Below are 15,581 nucleotides of genomic sequence, written 5' to 3'. Positions count from 1 at the left end.
GAGATGTCGTTGCCATCTGAGACATTCAAATCGTTGGTCAAGGCGGCCGCAGAGCAGGTCATCGCCAGCGCGCCGGAGCTGACGAGCCTCGATCAGGCGATCGGCGACGGCGACCACGGGACCAACATGAAGCGCGGTTGCGAAGCCGTGCTCGGCAAACTCGACGCCATCTCGGCGCAGCCGCTCGACGAGGCGTTCAAGATGATCGGCAAGACCCTGGTGATGACGGTCGGCGGCGCCTCCGGGCCGCTCTATGGCAGCTTCTTTCTCGCCGCGGGCGAGGCGCTCTCGCACGACAAGCAGCTGCCCGACGATCTCGCCGATGTCTTTGGCAGCGCCGTGAACGCGGTGAGCGCGCGCGGCCGCTCGCAGGTCGGCGAGAAGACGATGCTGGATGTGTTGGTGCCCGTGCTGGAGACGCTGAAGACCGCGGCCGGCCAGCCGGATCTGATCGCGCGGGTCCGCGCTGCGGCGACCGATGCAGTCGAACGCACCGCGCCGATGCAGGCCACCAAGGGGCGCGCCTCGTTCCTCGGCGCGCGCAGCGTCGGGCATGTCGATCCCGGCGCGCGGTCGAGCTGTGTGCTGGTGCAGGCGGTGTGCGCCGGCCTGGAGGCACGGGCATGACCGAGACCGTGGGGATCGTGATCGTCTCGCACTCGAGCGACATCGCCAAGGGAACTGCCGACATGGTGCGGCAGATGGTGGGCAGCGAGGTCAAGGTGGCGTTCTGCGGCGGCAATCCCGACGGCGGATTGGGGACCAGCGTGCCGCTGATCATCGACGCCATCAATGCCGCCTGGTCTCCCAAGGGCGTCGCGGTGCTGGTCGATCTCGGCGGTGCCGAGACCAACAGCGAAATGGCGGTCGAGATGCTGGAGCCGGCGCGGCGCGATCTCGTTGTCGTCTGCAATGCGCCGATCGTCGAGGGCGCCGTGATGGCGGCGACCGAGGCGGCGGGCGGCAGCTCGCTGGCCCAGGTCAAGGCGGTGGCCGAGGAACTCTCTGCCGATTGAAATGTCGGCGATGCGATGATGGATGATGAGTATGCTTGATAAAGCGGACGGACAGATCTTCACCGGCAATGTGCGGCTGGTGCATGCGGTCGGCATGCACGCGCGCCCGGCGGTCAAGCTGACCAAGCTCGCCAAGAAGTACCAGGCCCAGATCTCGGTGCGCGTCGCCGGGGCGCCCGAATGGATCAACGCCAAGAGCGTGGCCAAGATCATGGCGATGCGTGCCGCGCACGGCAGCACGATCGAGATCAAGGCCTCCGGCAGCGACGCCGAGGCCGCCGTGGCTGCGCTGGTCGATTTGGTCGCCAGCGATTTCCCGGATGGAGCAGGCTAGCATGCAGGGCGGCGCTGCAGGATCGGCTTACCGCGGCAGGACCGCCTCGATCGGCTTTGCCCATGGTCCGCTGGTCCGGGTCGATGCGGGCGCGGGCGGCGAGCGGGTGGCCGGCACGCTGGTCGAGGAGGCGCTCGCGCTGCGCAAGGCGATCGATCTCGCCAGCGGGCAGATCGCCGATCTTGCCGCCAGCGCCGGCGGCGAAGCTGCTCAGATCCTCGAATTCCAGGTCGCGCTGCTGGAGGACGAGGACCTGATCGAGGCGATCTTCGCGTCGATCGGCGAAGGCCGGCCGGCCGATGTTGCCTGGCGTTCGACGCTCGACGAGCAGATCGCGGAGTACAATTCGGCGGCGGATGAGTATCTGCAGGCGCGCTCGTCGGACCTTGCCGACCTGCGCGACCGCGTGGTCCACATCCTGCGTGGCGACGCGGGCGAGCCGCTGAAGATCCCGAGCGGAGGCGTCGTCTGTGCCGACGACCTGCCGCCGTCGCGCTTCCTGGAGATCGACTGGTCCGGTGGCGGCGGCCTGGCGCTGCTGCACGGCAGTCCGACCAGCCATGTCGCCATGCTGGCGCGGGCGCGCGGCATCCCGATGGTGGTGCAGCTCGGCGCCATTCCGGATGCCGGCGCCACGGCGCTGCTCGACGGCGAAGGCGCGACGCTGGAGCTCGATCCCAGCGCCGAGCAGGTGCGCATCTTCGAGAAGCGGCGCGAGAGCCATCGCAAGAGCCGGGCATCGGCCCGCGCGATCCTGCGGCGGCCGACGGCCTCGTGGCGCGGCGAGCACATCAAGCTCCTGATCAACATCCAGCGCGTCGACGACCTCGAACATGCGGATGCGCAATACGCCGACGGCATCGGCCTGATGCGGACGGAATTCCTGCTCGCCGGACGGAGCGAGCTGCCGGACGAGGAGACCCAGTTCCAGGCCTATGACGCGGTGTTGCGCTGGGCCGGCCAGCGGCCCGTGACGATCCGCACCTTCGACGCCGGCGGCGACAAGCCGGTGCCCGGCTTCACCTTCGACGGCGAAGCCAATCCGTTCCTCGGCGTCCGTGGCTTGCGGCTTTGCCTCGCCCGGCCCGAGATCTTTGCCGTTCAGCTCCGCGCGCTGGCCCGCGCCGCGGTGCGCGGCAATCTCAAGGTCATGTTCCCGATGGTGACGCAGGCCGACGAGCTCGAGGCGGGGCGGAAGCTGTTCGCCGACGTCGTGCAGCGCTTGCAGGCGGACGGCATTGCCGCGATGCTCCCGGAGCTCGGAATCATGGTCGAGGTTCCGGCGGCGGCCCTGGCGATATCGAGCTTCAAGGCGGCATTCTTCTCGATCGGCTCGAACGATCTCGCGCAATATGTTTTGGCTTGCGATCGTTCCAACGGAGCTCTCGCCCCCCTGATGGACCCCCTGCATCCCGCAGTGCTCGAACTGATTTCGCGGACCGCGGAGCACGGCCGCCGCGCTGGAATAAGCGTCAGCCTGTGCGGCGACATGGCCGGCGATCCGCGCTGCCTTCCAGCGCTGCTGAATTGCGGCCTGCGCGAATTGTCGGTGAACGCCTCGGCACTGGCGCAGATCAAGCACACCATCGACCGGCTGAGCAGCGGAGGCAGTGTTGGCTGACACGGCGGCGGATGAAGCACCCGAAGCCGGCGCGGTTGCGGCCTACAAGCGCATCTTCAAGGAAGTGCTTGAGAGCCGCCCGTCGGGGATGCGGCTGCGTCTGGCGCATGCCATCGGCAAGAACCGCAGCTTCGTCAGCCAGATCAGCAACCCGGCCTATCCGGTGCCGATCCCGGTACAGCATCTCAACACGATCTTCGATGTCTGCCACTTCCCGCCGCAGGCGAAGGCCGCCTTTCTGCGCGCCTATGCGCGGGCGCATCCGCGCCGTGTCGGCCGGCTGAGCGAGGGATCGCACGAGCGGACGCTGACGCTGCATCTGCCGGATCTCGGCAGCGCCAAGCGCAATGCCGAGCTCGACACGCTGCTGCAGGAATTCACGCGGCGCCTGATCGGCATCATGCGGGAAAAATAGGCGAGAACGCCACCAAAGCGTTTTCGAGCGAAGCGGATACCGGTTCGCGTGAAGAAAGCGCGTCAAAACAAGAATCTGGAGCTTCGTTCCGATTGATCGGAACGAAGCTTCGGACGAAGCGGGGAGGACACCATGAAGAAGTTCATCAATGCGGTCGACAACGTGCTCGCCGAGAGCCTCGATGGCTTTGCGGCCGCGCATGCCGATCTGGTCGCGCTGGGCGCCGAGCGCAAATTCGTGCGCCGCCGCGAGCCGAACCGCAACAAGGTCGCGCTGGTCTCGGGCGGCGGCAGCGGGCATGAGCCGCTGCATGCCGGCTTCGTCGGCCACGGCATGCTGGATGCGGCCTGTCCCGGACGGGTGTTCACCTCGCCGACGCCGGACCAGATCGTCGAGGCCGCGCAGGCGGTCGCGGGCGATGCCGGGGTGCTGTTCATCGTCAAGAACTATGCCGGCGACCGCATGAATTTCGAGATGGCGGCCGAGATCGCCGAAGGCAAGACCGCCACCATCGTGACCGATGACGACGTCGCGGTCGAGAAATCGACCTACAGCATCGGACGCCGCGGCGTCGCCGGCACCTTGATCGTCGAGAAGATCGTTGGCGCTGCCGCCGAGAAGGGCGCCGATCTTGCGACCTGCGTCGCGCTCGGCGAGCGCGTCAACGCGCGGACCCGTTCGATGGGCGTGGCGCTGACCAGCTGCACGGTGCCTGCCGCGGGCACGCCGACCTTCGCGCTCGGCGAGGACGAGATGGAGATGGGCGTCGGCATCCACGGCGAGCCGGGCCGCCGCCGCGTCAAACTCGCAGCGGCCGACGCGATCGCATCGGAGATGACGACAGCCATTGCAGAGGATCTCGCGGCCCCCGCCGGCTCCGAGGCCCTGCTGCTGGTCAACGGCTTCGGCGGCACCCCGACGATCGAGCTCTATCTGATGTACAACGCCGCGCGCCGCATGCTCGAGCAGCGCGGCCTGCGCATCGTGCGCTCGCTGGTCGGCAGCTACGTCACCTCGCTCGACATGGCCGGCTGCTCGCTCACGGTGAGCCTGCTCGATGCCGAGACGACGGCGCTGTGGGACGCCCCGGTGCGCACGGCCGCATTGAAATGGTGAATGCTGCCATGGTCGGCAGCCACGAGCTTCGTTGAACCAATCCGCCTTCGCCAAGGCTCCGGGGCGACAGCCTTCGCTGCTTCGCATCGATGGAAGCGCGTCGGGCTTGCCGAGCCGTAGCTGCGAAGCAACGAAGGCTGGTGCCCCTGGCCGGAATCGAACCAGCACTCCTTGCGGAACTCGATTTTGAGTCGAGCGCGTCTACCAGTTCCGCCACAGGGGCATTCGCGATGGTCCAGGCCGGGAGCGGCCGGGGGTCACGAAGCGCGGCGGACTATAGCGGGCGGCCCGTCACGGTCAACCCGCGCGGATGTGATTGTCCCGTGCCTCGACAGCGGTATTTTCACGCGATACGACCCGGATCGAGCATGGAGCGGGGCCATGGCCCTCCCGGATGATGCTCGCAGGAGGACCGCCGTGACGACCGCCACCGCCCATCCGTCGCATGCTTCCGCCACCGGCAATCCTGCGCTGACCTCGGCCCTGGCGATTGCCGTGATCGCTGCGGCGACGCTGGCCGGCGCCTGGTTCTTCCAGCTGGTGCTGGAGATCATGCCCTGTCCGCTCTGCCTCGAGCAGCGCTATGCCTATTATCTCGCGGTCCCGCTCGGCGCCCTGGTGGCGATCGCGGCCGCCCGCGGTGCGGCGCGTCCGGTGCTGCTCGCCGGCCTTGCGATCCTCGGCCTCGCCGCGCTCGCCAATGCCGGGCTCGGCGCCTATCACGCCGGCGTCGAATGGGGGCTCTGGCAGGGGCCGACCGATTGCACCGGCCCGATGGTGGATTTCGGCAAGGCCGGCTCGCTGCTGGATCAGCTCGACAAGGTCAAGGTGGTCCGCTGCGATGAGGTGCAGTGGCGCCTCCTCGGCATCTCGCTCGCAGGCTACAACGTGCTGATCTCGCTCTTGATGGCCGCGATCGCCGGCTGGGGCGTGGTGCGGGCTGCGAAGGCCTGAGGTCCAACCGCCCGCTTCCCGTGATCCGTCATGCTGAGGAGGCCGCGTAGCGGCCGTCTCGAAGCATGCGCGGCCAAAAGCCGGGCTGTTCATCCTTCGAGACGCGCTTCGCGCTCCTCAAGATGACGGACCAGCTAAGCTCCACCTAATCGTCGACGTCGTCCTGCGGCCGTCCGAACAGATGGATAATGCCCGGCGTCGAGATGGTGACGAACAGAAACCTCGACAGGTGATGCGCGCCGACGAAGATCGGGTCGATGTGCAGCGTCAGGGCCAGCGCCAGCATCGCGTCCATCGCGCCGGGCGCGAAGGCGACCACGACGTCGGCAAGCCGTACATGGGTGGTGAAGCCGATCACCGCGACGAACACGGCCGATATCAGGATGGCGATCGCAAACGAGCCGAGCCCGGCATTGACGTGGCTGAGCAGGGTCGAGGTCTTCATCCGCGCGAAACGGGTGCCGATCAGCGCGCCGATGCCGACCAGCGCGACATTGCGGAGCCAGGGCGGCAGGCCGCCATCGACCAGGCCCGAGCCGTGCAGCAGGCTGGAGGCGAGCATCGCGCCGAACATCCAGCTGGCTGGGAATTTGATCCAGCGCAACAGGAGTGAGACGCCGATCGATCCGGCGACGAGGGCCGTGAGGCCGAACGGCGAGGCGACCGTGGTCGGCAATGGCGGCGGCGCCGCATGCGTCACCCCGGTCAGCGCCAGCACCAGCGGCAGGGCCGCGGTCAGGATGATGACCCGCATGGTTTGTACCACGGCGATCGCCGCGACGTCGGCGCCCTTCTCCGCGGCGAGGATCGTGATCTGCGAGAGCGCGCCGGGGCTGCCGGCGAGGAAGGCCGAGGTCTGGTCCCAGCCATGGACACGCTGGAGGTACAGGCTCGAGCCGAAGGTCGAGCAGAATGTCGCGAGCGCCAGGAGGGCGATGGTGAGCGGATAGGAGCTCATATGCTGCAGCAATTGCTGCGACATCAGCGAGCCTAGCGAAATGCCGAGCAGCAGCAGCACCGATTGTGTCAGCACCGGCGGCACCGCGAGCGGCCGGCCGGCCAGTGCGGCGATCCCGACTGCGCACATCGCCCCCGAGATCAGGCCGCCTGGCAATCCCGCCCACAAAAACAGCACGCCGCCTGCGGCGCCGATGACGAGGGTCTCGAGCCCGTTCAGAACTTTGCTGCGGTCGGGAATGGCCGTTGCCATCGAAGCGCGGATCAGGGTCACGCCGCCTTATGGCAAATTCGCAACCACGGGACAATTGCATCTCGCGATTGCAGCATTGCGTCCGAAAACGCGGGCACTCTTCCTTCATCCTGCCCTGGAGGGGGAGAGTCGCTTCGCACGAAGCGAAGCGAATCGCACATGACGATCGAATGGCAACGTCATCGGCGGTCGGCTCCCTCTCCCGCTTGCGGGGGAGGGCTGGGGTGGGGGCTCTTTCCGCGCAATGACTCGCGGAGAGAGCCCCCACCCGCCGCGCGCCAGGCGCGCGTCGGCCTCCCCCGCAAGCGGGAGAGGCAAGGAAACTCGCGGAGAATCTCCGCACACGTCATATGTGATTGCCCTGCCCTCCAGGGGAGGGGGCAGCGTTAGCAATCCTACTTCGTGCCCGCGGGCGCGGCAGCGGCGCCGCCGGACTTTTCCTTCTTGCATTCGGAACGGAATTTCTTGCGCTCCTTGCCGTGCAGGCCCTTGGCGTCGGCCTCCTTCGAGCATTCGATCGATTCGGCGGTGTGCGGCTTGGCTTCCTTGGGTGCCTTGGCCGCAGCGGCCGCCGGAGCGGCGTCCTTGGCGGCGGGCGCGGCGGTTTGCGCGAAAGCTCCGCCCATCAGCAGAAAGGAAGCAACGGCGGTTGCGGTCGCGAGCGAGGAAATCTTCGTCATGGGGCACCTCATGAGGGGAAAGAGGCCGAAACGTCGCGCGGCGATGCTGAACCTTGGATGAACATGCCGCGGTCCCGCCGCCACAATATTTTAGCGCCCAGGCGCGCCCGCACATTGTCGCAAGTCGGGGTTGCGCTAGGATAATGGTCTTACGCCGATGCCCCCACGGGAAACCGACGGGAAACCAGGGATGACGGGAGACCAGGGATGACCATTCAGACCAGACTGTTGTGCGTGATTGCGGTGTCGGGCTTTGCAGCCTTTGCGGCGAGCGCGCCGGCGCAGGCCCTGACCGCGCAGGAATGCAGCGCCAAGTATCAGGCGGCCAAGTCGGCCGGCACCCTCAACGGCCAGAAGTGGAACGACTTCCGCAAGGCTCAGTGCGCCGCCGACGCGACCCCGGCTGCGGCCCCCGCTGCTGCGCCGCCGCCCGCTGCCGCCGCGCCTGCTCCGGCCGCGCCGAAGGAAGCCAAGCGGGAAGCCGCTCCCGCGGCAGCACCCGCCGCGCCGTCAGGGCCCGCCGTGTTTCCGAACGCGGTCGATCCCAAATACGCCAAGGAAACCGAGGGCAAGCAGCGCATGCACAGCTGCCTCGATCAGTACAACGCCAACAAGACCACCGGAGGCAATGGCGGCATGAAGTGGATCCAGAAGGGCGGCGGCTACTACAGCGAATGCAACAAGAAGCTCAAGGGCGCCTGAGCCCGGCCGGAGCTGACGTTTGACGAGCGGCCGGCGCAAGCCGGCCGCTTTTCGTTGACGCCATTGCTATTGGCCTTCGGCCAGCAGCTTGTCCGCCGATTGCGCCAGCAGTTGCGCGCGCTTGCGCGGACCGCGCTCGAGGAACAAGAGGCTCTGGCCGAAGATGAAGCAGTAGAACAGGAAGGCCTGCGCATCGGCCGCTTCGGTTGGCAGCCCGGTGGCGCGATAGAGCTGGCCGACCTGCTTCAGCCGTGCCGCATCGACACTCGCGGCGGCTGCGGCGGCGGCCTCGTCGGTGCGCGCCCATTGCCGGATCGCGAGCTCGACCGCCATCGCCTCGGTGTTCATGCGCTCCGAATAGAGCGTGATGATCGCCTTCAACCGTTCGCGCGCGCTCGCACCGTCGAGCGCGGTCTGCTTCTCGATCGCGGCGACGCGGCCATCGCGCCAGCGCGTCAGCATGGCCTCGAGCAGCGCGGCGCGATCCTTGAAGCGGCGGTAGAAGCCGCCCTTGGTGACGCCGAGATTCTTCGCCAGCACCTCGACCCGCACGCCGTCGACGCCGCTATGGGCGAGTTCGGCAAAGCCGGCGGCGACCCAGACATCGCCCTTGCCTTCAGTCATGTGATCTCCGCGGAGCGGCCTTGATACGGTGCCGTATTGCTAGCCCGCTTCCTCCCTGATACGCTACCGTATCAAAATCGAGGGAGGCGACGATGGAGGGCGAGGCGACCTATCGCGGCACGGTCTATCCCTGGCACTGCGACCATATCGGCCACATGAACGTCATGTGGTATGTCGGCAAATTCGACGAGGCGAGCTGGAACATGTTCGCGCGGCTCGGCCTGACGCCGAGCTATCTGCGCGAGTCCGGCCGCGGCATGGCTGCCGTGCAGCAGAACATTGCCTACAAGCGTGAGCTGCTTGCCGGCGACCTCGTCGAGGTCAAGAGCCGGCTGATCGAGTTCCGCGACAAGTCGATCCGGATCCTGCACGAGATGCGCAACGCCGAGGCCGGTGAGATCGCCGCGTCCTGCGAGATCACCGCCGTGCACATCGACCGTGCCGCGCGCAAGGCGGTGCCGTTTGCGCCGGCGATCCGCTACGCGGCGATGCCGCATCTCGTCCCGTCAGAACCCGTGATCGCATGACCGCCCCGCCCCGCTTCGAGCCGAAGAATCCCGATTTTCGCGCGGTTGCGGCCGAGACGTTCGTGCGCCAGCACGCGATGCGGACGCTTGGGATCTCGATCGCGCGCATGGAGCCGGGCGAGGTCGATCTCGCGATGGCCTATGCGCCCGAGTTCACCCAGCAGAACGGCTTCGTGCACGCCGGAATCATCACCGCGGGCCTCGACAATGCCTGCGGGATCGCCGCCTTCACGCTGATGCCGGAAGGCTCCGATATCCTCACCGTGGAGTTCAAGACCAATCTGCTGGCGCCGGCGCGCGGCGAGCGGTTCGTGTTCCGCGGCGTGGTGATCAAGCCCGGCCGCACGCTGACGGTATGCGAGGGCCGTGCCTATGCCGTGCAGGATGGCGTGGAGACACTGGTTGCGACCATGAGCGGCACGCTGATGGCGCTGCAGCGGCGGGCGGGGTAGCTCGAGCGCAGAACACAACGCCGTCATTGCGAGGAGCGATAGCGACGAAGCAATCCACGCCTCCGCTTGCGGGGCTATGGATTGCTTCGCTTGGCTCGCAATGACGCGACTATGTGCAGCCCCGCGCATTGACAAGCCTCCGTCGCACCGACCTGATAGGTGGATGCATCGCGTGAGCCCCTGTCATGATCGCCAGCCTCAGTCTGATCCTGCTCTGCCAGCTCATCGGCGAGGTCGCGGTGCGCGCGCTCGGCGTACCGGTGCCGGGGCCGGTGGTTGGCCTCGTGCTCCTGTTGTTGCTGCTGCTGGCGCGCGACCGCTATCCTGCGCTGGCGCGCGGGCCGCTCGGCAATGACGGCGTCGAAAGCGCAAGCCGCGGCATGCTCGCCAATCTGTCGCTGCTCTTCATTCCGGCGGGCGTCGGCGTGGTGCAGAAGCTGGATCTGCTCGCCGAGCACGGCATCGCGATCCTGGTGATCCTCGCGCTATCGGTCATCGTCACGCTGCTGGCCACGGTCGCGACCTTCGTTGCGGCGAGCAGTCTGTTCTCGCGCGAGGAGGAGCCGTGAGCGGCAATCCGTTCTCGCTCTGGGTTTATCTCTCCCAGTCGCCGCTGCTCTGGCTGACGGTGACGCTGCTGACCTATGCGGCGACCGATGCGGTGTCGCTGCAGACAAGGCGGCATCCGCTCACCAATCCGGTGCTGCATTCGCTGTGGATCATCGGTCTGTTCCTGCTGCTGACCGGGACCTCCTACACCACCTACTTTGCCGGCGCGCAGTTCGTGCACTTCCTGCTCGGGCCGGCGACGGTCGCGCTCGCGGTGCCGCTCTACGAGAACCGCAAGCGGGTCGCAGCGGCGGTGCTGCCGATGCTGGTTGCGCTCGCGGTTGGCTCGCTCACGGCGATCGTTTCGGTGGTGCTGTTGGCGAAGGCCTTCGGCCTGCCGCGCGATATCATCCTGTCGCTGGCGCCGAAATCGGTGACGGCCGGCGTCGCGATGGGCATCAGCGAATCGCTGCATGCCGATCCCTCGCTGACCGCGGTGTCGGTGATCCTCACCGGCATCATGGGGGCGATCATCGTCACGCCGCTGATGAACTTCACCGGGATTACCGACTATCGTGGCCGCGGCTTTGCCGCAGGGATCGCCGCCCATGGCATCGGCACCGCGCGCGCCTTTCAGGTCGACGAGGTCGCAGGCGTCTTTGCCGGCATCGCGATGAGCCTGAACGCGCTGGTCACCTCGCTGCTGGTGCCGTTGGCCGTGACATATCTGCTGCGCTGAGTGTCGTTGCAGGGCAGTTTTGTGCTATTGGTATGGCGCAATATAGTAAATCATTCTATGATGCCGGCTCAAACGCGAGTCTGCTCCCCTTGGTCTTCTCCGCAACCCAGAGCGTGCTTGGGCTGGCATCGGGCATGCTGGTCGGTTTTTCGCTGGGCCTGGTCGGTGGCGGCGGGTCGATCCTTGCCGTGCCGCTGATGGTCTATGTGGTCGGGGTGCCCCAGCCGCATGTCGCGATCGGCACCTCGGCGATCGCAGTCGCCGCCAATGCCGCGATCAACCTCTCCAACCACGCCCGCGGCGGCACTGTGATCTGGTCCTGCGCACTGGTGTTCGCGCTGTCAGGCATGTTCGGCGCGTTCGGTGGCTCGATCCTCGGCAAGATGCTGGACGGGCAGAAGCTGCTGGCGCTGTTCTCGGTCGTGATGCTTGTCATCGCGGGCCTGATGCTGAAGACCCGCGCGCGGGTCGGGCTGACCGACGTCAAGATCTCGATGTCCAACACGCCCGCAATCATCGGCCTCGGGCTCGTCACGGGAACCATGTCCGGCTGCTTCGGGATCGGCGGCGGCTTCCTGATCGTGCCGGCCCTGATGCTGGCGACCGGGATGCCGATCATGAACGCGGTCAGTTCCTCGCTGGTGGCGGTCACCGCCTTCGGCGTGACCACGGCCCTGAGCTATGCGTGGTCCGGGCTGGTGTCGTGGGACCTTGCGGGGCTATTCGTCGCCGGCGGCATCGCGGGCGGCCTGTTGGGCACCCGCAGCGCCCGGCACCTGTCGGAACGGCGCGGTGCCCTCAATATCGTATTTGCGACTGTGATTATCGTGGTGGCGATCTATATGCTGCTGCGTAACATCAATGTGTCCTGAACGTAGAAGGGCGAGGAGCCCTTCCGGAAGCCAGCCATGAACCATCTGACGAAATCACCCCTCGACAACGCCGGCGCCACCCGCCGGGGCGCGCTCGGCCTGATCGGTGCCGGCATCGCGCTTCTTGCCGCCGGCGGCGCGCGCGCCGAGGACGACAAGGTCCTGACCGAGGAGCAGGTGCTGCGCGATCCCGAGATTCCGGTGATCGGCAATGCCAAGGGCGACATCACGATCGTCGAATGGTTCGACTACAACTGCCCGTATTGCCGCAAGCTCGCGCCGGAGCTCCGCCAGGTGGTGCAGGACGACGGCAAGGTCCGCCTGGTGCTGAAGGACTGGCCGATCCTCGGGCCGGTCTCCAAGGTGGCGGCGCGGATGGCGCTGGCGGCGAAGTACCAGGACAAGTTCGAAGCTGCGCATGAGGCGATGATCTCGGTCAATTCGCGCATCACCGAGCCGCGCATCGCCGAGCTGCTCTCGGGCGCCGGCCTCGACATGGACCGGCTGAAGAAGGACCTCGACGCCAACGCCAAGGCGATCGACGCGGTGCTTTCGCGCAACGACCAGCAGGCTCAGGCGTTCGGCTTCAACGGCACGCCGTCATTCATCGTCGGCAAGTACCGCGTGCCCGGCGTGCTCAGCATCGACCAGTTCGAGCAGGTGATCGCCGACGCCCGCAAGGCCAATATGGGCCGCAAGACCGAGCAGAACTAACGCGAGTTCTTGCGCTTGGCATAAGCGCGCCGGGCGCGCTCGCGATTGCCGCAGACTTCGCTCGAGCACCATCTGCGGGTCTGGTTCGGGCTTTCGTCGACAAAGAACCAGCCGCAGCCGTCGGCCTCGCAGCATCCGATCCGCCTGGCGTCGTCGGACGCCAGCAGTGCCGTCAGCGACCACAGCACCGGCCATAGCGGCTCCCTCACGTCAGTCCCAGCGAAGGCGTGGCGATAGGCGCGATCCTGCCGCACAAGGTCGGGTTGCCGGGGCGCCGCTGAAAGCAACTGATTGACGAGACGAAGGTCCGCACCGCGGCCGCCGCGCAGTGCGTCCGAGATGGTCCAGATGTCGCGGCGCAGATCATAGGCCTGCTGCATCGCAGCCGCGGCCTCGCTGCTTGCCGAACGCCCCTTGAGCTTCCTGGTCGCGGCAAGCGGCAAGGTCCCGCGGCGTTCACTCCAGGACAACAGCGCCGCATAATCCGGAATCAGCTCCTGCGGATCGTCCGAGGTGCGCCAATCCAGCGTGTTCGCGAAGTCAAGGCAGACCCGTCCACCGAAGAACTGCGTCGCTGCCCGCGCGGGATCTCTTGACATCACGGCCTCTCACAAAGTCTAATCTAATGGTCATGACCATTACAAGTGTCTCACCACGAGCCTCAACGATGACTGCCGCCGGATTCAGGCGCGGCCTGATCGCGGCGCTGCCGTTCCTGCTCAGCAATGGCGCCGCCGGCCTCGTCATGGGACTGACCTACAAGGGGCTCGGGCTGGGAGCAGAGCACGCCATTCTGTTCAGCCTGCTGGTCTACTCCGCCACGGCGCAAGCGATCACGCTGAGCATGTGGGCTCATCCGCTGCCGGTCGTCGCCATGGTCGTCGCCTGCATTGCCACGAATTCACGATACTTACTGATGGGCGCTCATCTGCGCCAGCTGTTTGGCGGACTGGCCCCGCGGAAGATGCTGCCGACGCTGTTTCTGCTGGCGGATGCGTCCTGGCTGATGACGAGTTCTGACGCCGATCGCAACGGGCCAGATGCGGGTTATCTGCTCGGATCGGGCATCCCGATGGCGATCGGCTGGGTCGGCGGCACCGCGCTTGCCTATGCCGCCCCGCTCGCGACCAACGAACCGCTCAGGCTCGCCGCCGCGCTGCTGCCGACGATGTTCATCGCGACCCTGCTGCCTAGCCAATGGAAGAATGTGAGATCGCTCTGGCCGTGGCTGACCTCAGCCGTCGCGGCGCTGCTCGTGGCCCGGTTCGTGGATCCGAGCTGGTCGATGCTGATCGGAGGCGGATGCGGCACGCTCGTGAGCATGATGGAGCGAAGCGATGGATGATTTGCGGGTGCTCGGCGTCATCTGCATCCTCGGCATCACCTGCTATGCGATGCGCGCCGGCGGCTATGTCCTCGCTGCGTCGATGCGCGATGATGGCATCGCCGCCCGGTTCCTGCGGCTCGCGCCCGGCAATCTGTTCATTGCATTCATCGTCGGCGGCTGCCTGTCGGGCGGGTTGGCAGGCCTTGTCGGCACCGTGGTCGCGCTCGTGACCATGGCGATCACGACGCGAGAATGGGCTGCGCTGGGCGCGGGGTTCAGTGCGGCCCTGGCCGCGTCCTCGATCGGATTGTGAACGTCGATCGCTATTTCGACGCGATCTTGTCCCATTGCTCGCGGGTGCGGGTCTTCAGCAGGTTCCAGTCACGCGCCGCGACGTCCCAATTGACGATGGTGCGCGTGTCCTGCGCCACCTCGCCATTGGCCACGCTCGATGTGCGCATCGAGTCATAGACATACACGCCGCATATCAGCAGCAGCGCGCCCAAGATCATGCCGAAAAACGTCCGCATCACGCAATCCCTCCAGTGTCCGCGGGATAACGTCGTGAGGCTCGGCATGGTTCCGGCGGATGATCTCTGCGTGTGAACGGTCAACCGTTCCTGCGTGCGCTGTACGCCGGGCCGCGACGGTCCCTTCGGCCTCACATGCTGCTCAGCCAGCGAAAAATCTCCGCGTTGATCTCGCGCGGATAGGTGTGGCTGAGATCGTCGATCTCGCGATAGGTCACGCTGGCGCCGGCGGCCGACAGCAGGCCTTGGGTCTGCCGCGCGGTCTGCACCGGGAACATCCAGTCGAGCTTGCCGTGAGTGATGAAGATCGGCAGGCCGCGCAACCGGTCCGCATCGGCCATTTCAGCCATCAGCGGATGGAAGGTCGCCGCGACCGGTGCCAGATGCGTGAAGCGCGAGGCGCCTTCGAGCCCGGTCACATAGCTGAAGGTGCCGCCGTCGCTCATGCCGGTCAGCAGCATCCGTGTCGCGTCGACGTTCCAGCGCGCGGACACCTGATCGAGGATGCGGTTGAGGTTCGGCGTGTCGGTGTCGTCGCCCATCAGCGCCCAGGTCTGGCCGGTCGCGGTCGGCGCCACCAGGATAGCGCCGCGGCTGCGCGCGTCGCGCAGCCAGCTCCACAGGAAGCCGCGGCCGTTGCCGCTGCCGCCGTGCAGCGCCATCACCAGCGGCCAGGCGCGATCGGGCGTGTAGTATTCCGGCACATACATCGAGAAGCCGCCGCGGCTGCCCGGTTCGTTGCGCTCATGAAAGATACCGGTGTCGTCGTTGGGCGTGGCGGCGAGCTTGGCCTGCAGCTCGGCATCCTCGCGCAGGTCGGGCGCGATGAAGAAGCCGCTGACCGGCGGCAATTCCGTCAGCGGATAAAGCGCCTCCTGCGCGCGCGGCAGATAGCGCAGCGCGCGGAATACGCCGACGAGGTCGCCTTCGCCGTTCTGCACTGCGCGCAGCCCTGCATAGGCGGCGAGCGCCGGTTCGATGGCAGCGTCAAGTGCAGTCTTGATGTGCGCGAATTTCTCCGGCCAATCGGCCAGCCGCGGCCGAACCGCCTGCAACGCCTCCTCGGGCTCGCCTGCGATCTGCATCACGCGATCGAAGTCCGGCGGATTCAGGTTGCGGGCGACGAAGGTCAGCGATTCCAGCGTCTGCAACAGCGGCGGCAGCACGGCCACGATGTCGTCAACCACGGCCTCGCTCAT

At 66.8% G+C, this 15,581-nt stretch carries 22 protein-coding genes and 1 tRNA gene; 16 read left to right on the top strand and 7 right to left on the bottom strand.

All coding sequences use genetic code 11. The features are described from left to right. Positions 1 to 3 precede the first annotated feature (3 nt). The 6 genes from dhaL (at position 4) to dhaK (ending at position 4,502) form a co-directional block, all read left to right on the top strand. On the top strand, positions 4 to 627 hold the full coding sequence (dhaL, locus tag ACTUWL_RS11330) for a dihydroxyacetone kinase subunit DhaL (protein WP_021076444.1): 624 nt from the start codon (positions 4 to 6) through the stop codon (positions 625 to 627). Further along, the gene (gene dhaM, locus ACTUWL_RS11325; protein WP_021076445.1) at positions 624 to 1,016 is read left to right on the top strand and encodes a dihydroxyacetone kinase phosphoryl donor subunit DhaM; all 393 of its coding nucleotides are present in this window, start codon (positions 624 to 626) and stop codon (positions 1,014 to 1,016) included. Before dhaL ends, dhaM begins: the two co-directional genes overlap by 4 nt. A gap of 31 nt (positions 1,017 to 1,047) precedes the next feature. Next, a complete protein-coding gene (locus tag ACTUWL_RS11320; RefSeq protein WP_021076446.1) occupies positions 1,048 to 1,350 on the top strand; it encodes an HPr family phosphocarrier protein in 303 nt (100 codons plus the stop codon). Between the two features lies 1 nt (position 1,351). Next, positions 1,352 to 2,971, top strand: coding sequence for a phosphoenolpyruvate--protein phosphotransferase (ptsP, locus tag ACTUWL_RS11315; protein WP_021076447.1), 1,620 nt, complete (start codon positions 1,352 to 1,354; stop codon positions 2,969 to 2,971). Then, positions 2,964 to 3,386 (top strand): hypothetical protein, encoded by a 423-nt coding sequence (locus ACTUWL_RS11310; RefSeq protein WP_021076448.1) that lies wholly within the window; start codon positions 2,964 to 2,966, stop codon positions 3,384 to 3,386. Before ptsP ends, ACTUWL_RS11310 begins: the two co-directional genes overlap by 8 nt. Positions 3,387 to 3,518: 132 nt before the next feature. Continuing rightward, entirely contained in the window at positions 3,519 to 4,502 is a 984-nt protein-coding gene (gene dhaK / locus ACTUWL_RS11305) for a dihydroxyacetone kinase subunit DhaK (RefSeq protein ID WP_021076449.1), read from the top strand. A 138-nt stretch (positions 4,503 to 4,640) separates the two neighbouring features. Here dhaK and ACTUWL_RS11300 read toward each other — a convergent pair. Further along, positions 4,641 to 4,725: transfer RNA gene (locus tag ACTUWL_RS11300), tRNA-Leu, on the bottom strand. A gap of 158 nt (positions 4,726 to 4,883) precedes the next feature. On the opposite strand from ACTUWL_RS11300, the gene ACTUWL_RS11295 reads away from it, so the two are divergent. Beyond that, a complete protein-coding gene (locus ACTUWL_RS11295; RefSeq protein ID WP_021076450.1) occupies positions 4,884 to 5,456 on the top strand; it encodes a disulfide bond formation protein B in 573 nt (190 codons plus the stop codon). Between the two features lie 145 nt (positions 5,457 to 5,601). On the opposite strand, the gene ACTUWL_RS11290 is transcribed toward ACTUWL_RS11295, so the two are convergent. Both ACTUWL_RS11290 and ACTUWL_RS11285 read right to left on the bottom strand, forming a co-directional pair. After that, complete coding sequence (locus ACTUWL_RS11290) at positions 5,602 to 6,687, bottom strand: AbrB family transcriptional regulator (RefSeq protein ID WP_021076451.1); 1,086 nt, start codon at positions 6,685 to 6,687, stop codon at positions 5,602 to 5,604. Between the two features lie 374 nt (positions 6,688 to 7,061). Next, complete coding sequence (locus tag ACTUWL_RS11285) at positions 7,062 to 7,346, bottom strand: PsiF family protein (RefSeq protein WP_021076452.1); 285 nt, start codon at positions 7,344 to 7,346, stop codon at positions 7,062 to 7,064. 207 nt (positions 7,347 to 7,553) lie between these two features. On the opposite strand from ACTUWL_RS11285, the gene ACTUWL_RS11280 reads away from it, so the two are divergent. Further along, positions 7,554 to 8,048 (top strand): hypothetical protein, encoded by a 495-nt coding sequence (locus tag ACTUWL_RS11280; RefSeq protein WP_021076453.1) that lies wholly within the window; start codon positions 7,554 to 7,556, stop codon positions 8,046 to 8,048. Between the two features lie 66 nt (positions 8,049 to 8,114). On the opposite strand, the gene ACTUWL_RS11275 is transcribed toward ACTUWL_RS11280, so the two are convergent. Then, positions 8,115 to 8,672, bottom strand: coding sequence for a TetR/AcrR family transcriptional regulator (locus ACTUWL_RS11275; protein ID WP_021076454.1), 558 nt, complete (start codon positions 8,670 to 8,672; stop codon positions 8,115 to 8,117). A 92-nt stretch (positions 8,673 to 8,764) separates the two neighbouring features. Between ACTUWL_RS11275 and ACTUWL_RS11270 the strand changes: the two genes are divergently transcribed. From ACTUWL_RS11270 to ACTUWL_RS11245, 6 genes are all read left to right on the top strand, one after another. Further along, positions 8,765 to 9,199, top strand: coding sequence for an acyl-CoA thioesterase (locus tag ACTUWL_RS11270; protein WP_021076455.1), 435 nt, complete (start codon positions 8,765 to 8,767; stop codon positions 9,197 to 9,199). Beyond that, positions 9,196 to 9,651: a PaaI family thioesterase gene (locus ACTUWL_RS11265; protein ID WP_021076456.1), complete on the top strand. Its 456-nt coding sequence runs from the start codon at positions 9,196 to 9,198 to the stop codon at positions 9,649 to 9,651. The genes ACTUWL_RS11270 and ACTUWL_RS11265 overlap by 4 nt, the downstream gene beginning before the upstream one ends. 185 nt (positions 9,652 to 9,836) lie before the next feature. Further along, positions 9,837 to 10,220, top strand: a complete 384-nt coding sequence (locus tag ACTUWL_RS11260) for a CidA/LrgA family protein (protein WP_021076457.1) — start codon at positions 9,837 to 9,839, stop codon at positions 10,218 to 10,220. Beyond that, complete coding sequence (locus ACTUWL_RS11255) at positions 10,217 to 10,939, top strand: LrgB family protein (RefSeq protein WP_021076458.1); 723 nt, start codon at positions 10,217 to 10,219, stop codon at positions 10,937 to 10,939. Before ACTUWL_RS11260 ends, ACTUWL_RS11255 begins: the two co-directional genes overlap by 4 nt. Positions 10,940 to 11,073: 134 nt before the next feature. Beyond that, positions 11,074 to 11,811, top strand: a complete 738-nt coding sequence (locus tag ACTUWL_RS11250; protein WP_106940180.1) for a sulfite exporter TauE/SafE family protein — start codon at positions 11,074 to 11,076, stop codon at positions 11,809 to 11,811. A gap of 36 nt (positions 11,812 to 11,847) precedes the next feature. Further along, complete coding sequence (locus tag ACTUWL_RS11245; RefSeq protein WP_021076460.1) at positions 11,848 to 12,525, top strand: DsbA family protein; 678 nt, start codon at positions 11,848 to 11,850, stop codon at positions 12,523 to 12,525. Here ACTUWL_RS11245 and ACTUWL_RS11240 read toward each other — a convergent pair. Then, positions 12,522 to 13,124 (bottom strand): CGNR zinc finger domain-containing protein, encoded by a 603-nt coding sequence (locus ACTUWL_RS11240; RefSeq protein WP_021076461.1) that lies wholly within the window; start codon positions 13,122 to 13,124, stop codon positions 12,522 to 12,524. The two genes, ACTUWL_RS11245 and ACTUWL_RS11240, sit on opposite strands and share 4 nt — an antisense overlap. Positions 13,125 to 13,192: 68 nt before the next feature. Here ACTUWL_RS11240 and ACTUWL_RS11235 point away from each other — a divergent pair, with 68 nt between their 5' ends. Then, positions 13,193 to 13,870 (top strand): AzlC family ABC transporter permease, encoded by a 678-nt coding sequence (locus ACTUWL_RS11235; protein WP_021076462.1) that lies wholly within the window; start codon positions 13,193 to 13,195, stop codon positions 13,868 to 13,870. Further along, the gene (locus ACTUWL_RS11230) at positions 13,863 to 14,165 is read left to right on the top strand and encodes an AzlD domain-containing protein (protein ID WP_021076463.1); all 303 of its coding nucleotides are present in this window, start codon (positions 13,863 to 13,865) and stop codon (positions 14,163 to 14,165) included. The genes ACTUWL_RS11235 and ACTUWL_RS11230 overlap by 8 nt, the downstream gene beginning before the upstream one ends. Before the next feature lie 10 nt (positions 14,166 to 14,175). Here ACTUWL_RS11230 and ACTUWL_RS11225 read toward each other — a convergent pair whose 3' ends face one another. Beyond that, positions 14,176 to 14,382: a hypothetical protein gene (locus ACTUWL_RS11225; RefSeq protein WP_021076464.1), complete on the bottom strand. Its 207-nt coding sequence runs from the start codon at positions 14,380 to 14,382 to the stop codon at positions 14,176 to 14,178. 131 nt (positions 14,383 to 14,513) lie between these two features. Continuing rightward, complete coding sequence (locus tag ACTUWL_RS11220; protein ID WP_021076465.1) at positions 14,514 to 15,581, bottom strand: carboxylesterase family protein; 1,068 nt, start codon at positions 15,579 to 15,581, stop codon at positions 14,514 to 14,516.

This window comes from Bradyrhizobium sp. WCU1 (genome assembly GCF_053474805.1).
Note: the sequence above shows the minus strand (reverse complement) of the source record. Positions and strands in the feature narration are given on the sequence as shown.

Excerpts from the sequence above, each read along its gene's own strand:
- dhaL (WP_021076444.1), top strand. The coding sequence starts at position 4 with ATGTCGTTGCCATCTGAGACATTCAAATCGTTGGTCAAGGCGGCCGCA.
- ACTUWL_RS11235 (WP_021076462.1), top strand. The coding sequence starts at position 13,193 with ATGACTGCCGCCGGATTCAGGCGCGGCCTGATCGCGGCGCTGCCGTTC.
- ACTUWL_RS11320 (WP_021076446.1), top strand. The coding sequence starts at position 1,048 with ATGCTTGATAAAGCGGACGGACAGATCTTCACCGGCAATGTGCGGCTG.
- ACTUWL_RS11265 (WP_021076456.1), top strand. The coding sequence starts at position 9,196 with ATGACCGCCCCGCCCCGCTTCGAGCCGAAGAATCCCGATTTTCGCGCG.
- ACTUWL_RS11220 (WP_021076465.1), bottom strand. The coding sequence starts at position 15,581 with ATGAGCGAGGCCGTGGTTGACGACATCGTGGCCGTGCTGCCGCCGCTG.
- dhaK (WP_021076449.1), top strand. The coding sequence starts at position 3,519 with ATGAAGAAGTTCATCAATGCGGTCGACAACGTGCTCGCCGAGAGCCTC.
- ACTUWL_RS11250 (WP_106940180.1), top strand. The coding sequence starts at position 11,074 with ATGCTGGTCGGTTTTTCGCTGGGCCTGGTCGGTGGCGGCGGGTCGATC.
- ACTUWL_RS11285 (WP_021076452.1), bottom strand. The coding sequence starts at position 7,346 with ATGACGAAGATTTCCTCGCTCGCGACCGCAACCGCCGTTGCTTCCTTT.
- ACTUWL_RS11260 (WP_021076457.1), top strand. The coding sequence starts at position 9,837 with ATGATCGCCAGCCTCAGTCTGATCCTGCTCTGCCAGCTCATCGGCGAG.
- ACTUWL_RS11275 (WP_021076454.1), bottom strand. The coding sequence starts at position 8,672 with ATGACTGAAGGCAAGGGCGATGTCTGGGTCGCCGCCGGCTTTGCCGAA.
- ACTUWL_RS11280 (WP_021076453.1), top strand. The coding sequence starts at position 7,554 with ATGACCATTCAGACCAGACTGTTGTGCGTGATTGCGGTGTCGGGCTTT.
- ACTUWL_RS11295 (WP_021076450.1), top strand. The coding sequence starts at position 4,884 with ATGGCCCTCCCGGATGATGCTCGCAGGAGGACCGCCGTGACGACCGCC.
- dhaM (WP_021076445.1), top strand. The coding sequence starts at position 624 with ATGACCGAGACCGTGGGGATCGTGATCGTCTCGCACTCGAGCGACATC.
- ACTUWL_RS11270 (WP_021076455.1), top strand. The coding sequence starts at position 8,765 with ATGGAGGGCGAGGCGACCTATCGCGGCACGGTCTATCCCTGGCACTGC.
- ptsP (WP_021076447.1), top strand. The coding sequence starts at position 1,352 with ATGCAGGGCGGCGCTGCAGGATCGGCTTACCGCGGCAGGACCGCCTCG.
- ACTUWL_RS11225 (WP_021076464.1), bottom strand. The coding sequence starts at position 14,382 with ATGCGGACGTTTTTCGGCATGATCTTGGGCGCGCTGCTGCTGATATGC.
- ACTUWL_RS11240 (WP_021076461.1), bottom strand. The coding sequence starts at position 13,124 with ATGTCAAGAGATCCCGCGCGGGCAGCGACGCAGTTCTTCGGTGGACGG.
- ACTUWL_RS11245 (WP_021076460.1), top strand. The coding sequence starts at position 11,848 with ATGAACCATCTGACGAAATCACCCCTCGACAACGCCGGCGCCACCCGC.
- ACTUWL_RS11230 (WP_021076463.1), top strand. The coding sequence starts at position 13,863 with ATGGATGATTTGCGGGTGCTCGGCGTCATCTGCATCCTCGGCATCACC.